Source organism: Pseudomonas sp. MF08875 (assembly GCF_059862525.1).
The window spans coordinates 57,717-63,834 of the sequence record NZ_JCBCUW010000035.1 but is presented as its reverse complement, the minus strand read 5'-3'; the positions used below and the strand labels follow the sequence as shown (position 1 = coordinate 63,834).

The window sequence follows — 6,118 nt, the reverse complement described above, 5'->3', positions numbered from 1 at the left end:
TGTCGCCGGGCAACGGCACCTGCTCCAGGCCCTGACCGAAAGGCGCCTGCAAGGGCGGAGCACTGAGTTGGGCGGGACGGGCCACGGCATAGCGCAGCGGCAAGAGCGCCAGGCCTTTTTGGTCACAGATGGAGCAGATTTTCGAGGGGTCGCATTGGCTCACAGAGCCTCCTTGGGCGCTGTGCTGGCCCAGTGCTCGTCAGCGCCGGGGTTGGCGCGCACGCGAGCGCAGAGGGTAAGGACTGGGCCTCCAGAGCTGATGTCGGACAAATCCTTTTTTCAGGACGGCTGCTTCTTGATTCTTGGGTGGGGTTGGGTGGGGCCCAAACCGGATAAGGGCAGGCTTTTGGGCGAATCAGCATAGGAATGAATGCTAAAAGCCCATTGGATTGACGGTTTCGTCGGAGCGAGACGAAAAAAAATCCGATGCCAGTGCAGGCATCGGATTTTGATTTTTTGCGGCCAACGGTCAAGCGGGAGGGGCTGACTGATCGGCATTAGCCGCAAGGGCCCAGTTTTTTATGACATCAATCCGGTTTGCCGTTAACCACACCCGCAGTGTTATCCAGCAGGCTCTTGGTCGCAGTCTGGATAAAGGCTTCCAGTTTGCGACGTTGTTGTTCGGTGTCTTGCGCATCGGGGATCACCGCCGACGTGGGGTTGCTGCCCAACTGGTAGCTGTAGACCTTGGGTGGCATGTCTTTGGGCAGGACCAGGATGCGGTCGGTGGTGACGAACGCCACCACTTGCTCGCTGCCCGAGGGCTTAATCATGCCGAACCCGGTGTCGCCCTGGGGCAGGTTCAGCAGGTCGCGGCCCCAGCATTGGTGGCGCACTTCGCCACCTAAACGGCCCATGATGGTGGGCACGATGTCGATCTGGGTGCCAACGGTGTGGGCGACCTGGCCGAATTTTTCCTGCACCCCCGGGCCGATCAGCAGCAGCGGCACATTGAAGCGGCCCAGGTCCATTTCGGTGATCTGGCGCTCGTCGCCAAAGCCGTGGTCGCCGACGACGATGAACAGGGTTTCCTTGAAGTAGGGCTCCTTGCGCGCCTGTTCGAAGAATTGCCCCAGCGCCCAGTCGGAATAGCGCATGGCGGTCAGGTGGTCGTTGAGGCGGCCGCGGTTGGTCACCGGTTCCACCGGCAACGGCGTGGGCAAAGCATACGGCGTGTGGTTGGACAGGGTTTGCAGCAGCGCGTAGTACGGCGCCTTGCCTTCGCGGGCTTTGAGTTCCTCCAGGCCACGGTTGAACATGTCCTGGTCGGACACGCCCCAGGTGCTGTCGGAGAACACCGGGTTCACGTAGTCGTTACGGCCGATGAAGGTGGTCATGCCCTGGTTGCTGAAGAACCCGGACTGGTTGTCCCAGGCGAAATCGCCGTTGTAGACGTACACGTCATCGAAATTACGCGCACTGAGCAGTTGCGGCAGGCCCGAGAGCTTGTGGCTGCCTTCGGGGGTCTGCATCAGGTACTCGAACGCCGGCAGGTTGGGGAAGCAGCCCATGGTGGCGAACATGCCCTGGTGGGTATGGGTGCCATTGGAGAAGAAGCGGTCGAACAGCAGACCTTCCTTGGCCAGTTTGTCGAAGTAAGGCGTGACATTGCCCGAAGCCCCCAAAGCGCCCACCGAGTGCCCGGCGAAGCTTTCCATGAGGATGACCACCACGTTCTTGATCGGCAGGGTCTTCTCGGCCGGCGGCAGGTAGTCGCGGCGCACGGCGGCGATATCGGCATCCACCAGTTTTTCCTGCGGCAACAGCAGCAGGTCGCGCACCACTTGCTGGGCTTCGCTGTCGGGCAGGGTGGCCTTCCAGACGTTGTCGCGGTGCTCGGAGAAACGGCTCTTGGCCGCGCCGATCAACGACAGCGAAGCGTTGAGGCCCAATTGGTTGGCGAAGATCGAGTCGGTGGTGTAGACGTCACCCCAACGCATCGGCGGGCCCTGGCGCAGGGTGCCGCGTGCGGCGATCACGCAGATCACCAGGCAGACCATAAACACCGCCGTGCGGGTGTACCAAGGTGCAACCTGGCGGCTGACGATGGTGCCACCGCTGAACGGGCCACGGGGCCGGGTCGCACGGTCGGCGCCCTTGAACGCCAGGCTCAGCAGCCAGGTGCCGATGGCCCAGGCAACCAGGTAGCGGGCCACCGGGAAACCGTTCCACAGCATGCTCGACACCGTGGCCGGGTCTTCGCTGATGTACTGGAACACCAGGCCGTTGAGGCGCTGGTGGAACTCGCGGTAGAAGTCCATCTCGATCAGGCCCAGCAACAGCGCAATGCTGGAAGCCAGGGTCAGCCAGAAACGGAAGAACCCCCGCGCCGCCATGGCGCGCACGCTGAACAGCGCCAGCAACAGCGGAATGCTCAGGTACACCACCAGGCGCAGGTCGAAACGCAGGCCATTGGCGAAGGCTTCGAGGAAGGTCGCCGCCGGGGTGTCGAGGATCATGTCCCGGTTATAAACCAGCAGCGCCAGGCGCAGCAGGGAAAGCATCACCATCATGACCAGGGCACACAACAGGGTGTAGGCCAGGTGGGATTTGACGGTGGGTTGCAGTAAGCGGCTTGAAGCACGCTGCTGATTCAGGGCGTCCGGGTTTGCCATGTCGTGTCAAGACTCATTGGAAGTTGAAGTTTCAAAGAACAGCTGCACCCTGGCCTCTTTTCATCCCTGCGAAAACGCAGTGGCGACGGGGTATGCGCAGTGCGCGCAGAGTGCACGATCGCCTTTGGCAACGCTATTGATTAGTGTTCGTCAGGCCCGCCAAGGCGTTCCAGGGGGCTGGAACGGAGCGTCAAGGGTAGTTGGCATTAGCAAAAGCGCTGGGGATTGTCTTGGAGCGCTTGTGAAAATTTCGTTTAACGCATGTTTCGATACAAAAAAAGGGCCGTGAGGCCCTTGATCCTACCGTTGTAGCAAGCGGGCTCGCCCGCGCTGGGCTGCCCAGCAGCCCCTTACGCCTGCCGGATTGACGCCGATGACGGCCGCTGCAAGCCCGCTGGCTACACCTCAGCTCAGTCGTTGCTCGGTTTGTTGATCGCCTGCAGCACGTATTGCGGCATGGCGAAGGCGCCGATGTGGATCTCGGGGTTGTAGTAGCGGGTCACGATGCCACTGCCGGCGAAACGCTGGCACAGGGTCTCGCGGGACAACTGGCGGTACGCCGTGTTGGTCGAACCCCAGGCAAAGGTCATGGCCCCGCCAATGTAGGTCGGCACCGCAGCCTGGTAGAAGTGCCAGTCCGGAAACAAGCTGCGCAGGCGCCCAGCGGTGGTCTGCACTTCGCCCAGTTGCATGAACGGCGTGCCGTTCTGGGTCACCAGGATGCCGCCCTCATTGAGGCAGCGGCGGCAGGCTTCGTAGAAGTTCTCCGAGAACAGCACTTCGCCCGGGCCGATGGGGTCGGTGGAGTCAGAGATAATCACGTCGAATTTTTCCGTGGTGGTGGCGACGAAACGCATGCCGTCGTCGATCACCAGGTTCAGGCGCGGGTCTTCAAAGGCTCCTTTGGAGTGGTTGGGCAAAAATTCCTTGCACATTTCCACTACCGTGGCGTCGATCTCGACCATGGTGATGTGCTCGATGCTGCCGTGCTTGGCCACTTCGCGCAGCATGCCGCCGTCGCCGCCGCCGATGATGAGCACGCGCTTGGCGGTGCCGTGGGCGAGGATCGGCACGTGGGTGAGCATCTCGTGGTAGATGAACTCATCGGCCTCGGTGGTTTGGATCACACCGTCCAGTGCCATCACACGGCCCATGCGCGGGTTTTCGAAAATCACCAGGTGCTGGTGTTCGGTGCGCACTTCGTGCAGCAGTTTTTCCATGCGAAAACGCTGGCCGTAGCCTTCGTAGAGGGTTTCCAGGTAATCGCTGGTGTGGTTGGTGCTCATGGGTAAGACCCCCGATAAATACTGGTGGCAACGGACGGTCACCCGCCCATGATGGCCAGCCGCCGTTGCGCCTGACCAAGGAAAGGCGCGCATTCTACGTTGCTGCACATGACAGGTCGAACCTTCTGGCTCTATCTTGGTGGCGGTTTTTGGTCAGGAGGCCAGCAGATGTTTTATCGCTATCACCCCAGCCCCACCGGGCCGTTGTTCATCGCGGGCGATGAGCAAGGCCTGCGCATGCTCTATATGGACGGCCACAAGCACTGGACACCGCAACCGCAATGGCGCGAAGCCACCAGCGAGTTGGATGCCGTATGCCGGCAATTGGATGAGTATTTTGCAGGCCGGCGCGAGGTGTTCGACCTGGCCCTGGCGCCCCGGGGCACGCCGTTCCAGCAGCAGGTGTGGCAGGCGTTGCAGCGCATTCCGTTCGGGCGTACCTGCAGCTATGCCCAGTTGGCTCAACACATCGACAACCCCAAGGCCATCCGCGCCGTCGGCACCGCCAATGGGGCCAACCCGATCTCGATCCTCATTCCCTGCCACCGCGTGATCGGCAGCAACGGCACCCTCACCGGCTATGCCGGCGGCCTTGAGCGCAAACAGGCGTTGTTGCAGCTTGAGGGTGCGTGGTTGTTGTGAGGCTCAGATCCGCACGTTGCCACGCGGCCCGGCAATGGCCCAGATAATCAGGCCCAGCACCGGCAGCAGGACGATCAGCAGCACCCAGAGGATTTTCATCCCGGTTTCGGCGCCGCTTTTAAGCACGTTGATGATTGCCCAGATGTCCAGGGCAAGAATTATCAGACCAATCAGACCGTTAAACGTGGAACCCATGGTGTCGCTCCCAAGAAGTGGCATGCCCACTTAGGATAGACGCGCCCGGCCAGGGTTCCCTTTTATTCGCCTCAGACGTGAATCGCGACTTTCAAGGCTTCCAGCGCAGGGGCCGCGCTGATGCCCACTTGTGCGCACAACGCCAGCACCCGCTGCACATCGTTGCCGTAGACCAGCACCATTTGCAGCTCGTCATCGAGCAGTTGGCTGAAGTTCATCAGCACATAGCCGCCGTTTTCCGGGTTCATGGCCGCGAGTTGGATCTGCATGCGGTTCAGGGCGGTGAGCGCTTCGGTTTTCGCCAATTGCTTGGGCTTGAGGTTGAACGCCACGCCGGGGCCGAACGAGGCGACGATCTGGGCGAACAGGTCGATGTAGGTATCAGCCTGGAACAGCACGGTTTGCGGCAGGCTGCCGACCACCACCCACTCGCCCAGGGGGATGGGGAAGGTGTCGTCGTAGTTGATGTCCGGGTTGGCCGCCAGAAAGCCACCGGCGTCGGCGTAAGCCTGGGCGGCTTCGTCCGCCACACGCTGGATCTCATCGTCGGCCATGCAGCCGGAGCTGATTTTGCTGATAAGTTCGACGAGTGCGGCTTTCATGGGGGCAATCCTGTGGCTGGGGAAATTCGAGGGCGCGAAGGATACCCGATTGGGGTGTGGCCGTGTGGGGGCAGGCTTGTGTGAGGGCCCTACTGGGAAAGTGGCTTGTGCGAAGTGTGTGTGGGAGCGCGCCAGGCAGTGAAGAGGCTCTAGATCCGGCCTCATCGCGGGCAACCCGCTCCCACAGCAAGCCCGACCCCACAAAAAGCCGCCGCCCACAGAGGCCTTAAGCGTTCAACAATTTCTCAAGCTGCGCCGCCGTATCGACCGCGCCCATGGTGCGGGCCGCGTCCAGGGCGGTGACGCCGTTGGCGTCCTTGGCGCGGGGGTCGGCGCCTTGGCTGATGAGGTAGTCGACGATTTCGCCGCGATTGAACATCGCCGCCATCATCAAGGCTGTACGCCCGTCGAAAGACGCACCCTCGACCTGCGCCCCGCCGCTCACCAGGGCCTTGACCACCGCCAGGTCGCCCTTGAACGCCGCGCCGGCAATCGGGCTTTGGCCGTTGTCGTTGCGCAGTTCCGGGTCGGCCTTGTGTTCGAGCAGCACCTTCACCGCATCGACGTGGCCGTGGTAGCTGGCCAGCATCAACAGGGTGTCGCCCTTGTGGTTGCGCAGGTTGACGGGCAGGCCCTTGGTCACCAGGGCGGCGAGCATGGCCGCGTCACCACTGCGGGCGACGTTGAACACCTGCTCGGCGAATTCTTCGGCTTCTTCCTGGGTCATCTGGCGGCTGTTGTCTGACATGGCTGGCTCCGTTTTCGGCAATCGCAAAGG

General features: G+C 61.9%; 6 protein-coding genes. 1 reads left to right on the top strand and 5 read right to left on the bottom strand.

Annotated features, from left to right (window positions below):
* Positions 1-527: 527 nt before the first annotated feature.
* Together AC19YT_RS19620 and speE are read right to left on the bottom strand one after the other, a co-directional pair.
* A complete protein-coding gene (locus tag AC19YT_RS19620; protein WP_500610861.1) occupies positions 528-2,615 on the bottom strand; it encodes an LTA synthase family protein in 2,088 nt (695 codons plus the stop codon).
* Positions 2,616-3,025: 410 nt separating this feature from the next.
* Entirely contained in the window at positions 3,026-3,901 is an 876-nt protein-coding gene (speE, locus tag AC19YT_RS19615) for a polyamine aminopropyltransferase (protein WP_095107300.1), read from the bottom strand.
* A gap of 168 nt (positions 3,902-4,069) precedes the next feature.
* On the opposite strand from speE, the gene AC19YT_RS19610 reads away from it, so the two are divergent.
* Positions 4,070-4,543, top strand: a complete 474-nt coding sequence (locus AC19YT_RS19610; RefSeq protein ID WP_095107298.1) for a methylated-DNA--[protein]-cysteine S-methyltransferase — start codon at positions 4,070-4,072, stop codon at positions 4,541-4,543.
* Positions 4,544-4,546: 3 nt separating this feature from the next.
* Here the strand turns inward: AC19YT_RS19610 and AC19YT_RS19605 are convergent, their stop codons facing one another.
* The 3 genes from AC19YT_RS19605 to AC19YT_RS19595 all read right to left on the bottom strand — a co-directional run bounded on the left by AC19YT_RS19605 (position 4,547) and on the right by AC19YT_RS19595 (position 6,088).
* Positions 4,547-4,738 (bottom strand): PLDc N-terminal domain-containing protein, encoded by a 192-nt coding sequence (locus AC19YT_RS19605; protein WP_074755146.1) that lies wholly within the window; start codon positions 4,736-4,738, stop codon positions 4,547-4,549.
* Between the two features lie 71 nt (positions 4,739-4,809).
* Positions 4,810-5,340, bottom strand: coding sequence for a hypothetical protein (locus AC19YT_RS19600; RefSeq protein ID WP_500610860.1), 531 nt, complete (start codon positions 5,338-5,340; stop codon positions 4,810-4,812).
* A gap of 226 nt (positions 5,341-5,566) precedes the next feature.
* Positions 5,567-6,088, bottom strand: coding sequence for an ankyrin repeat domain-containing protein (locus tag AC19YT_RS19595; protein ID WP_095107294.1), 522 nt, complete (start codon positions 6,086-6,088; stop codon positions 5,567-5,569).
* Positions 6,089-6,118: the final 30 nt, after the last annotated feature.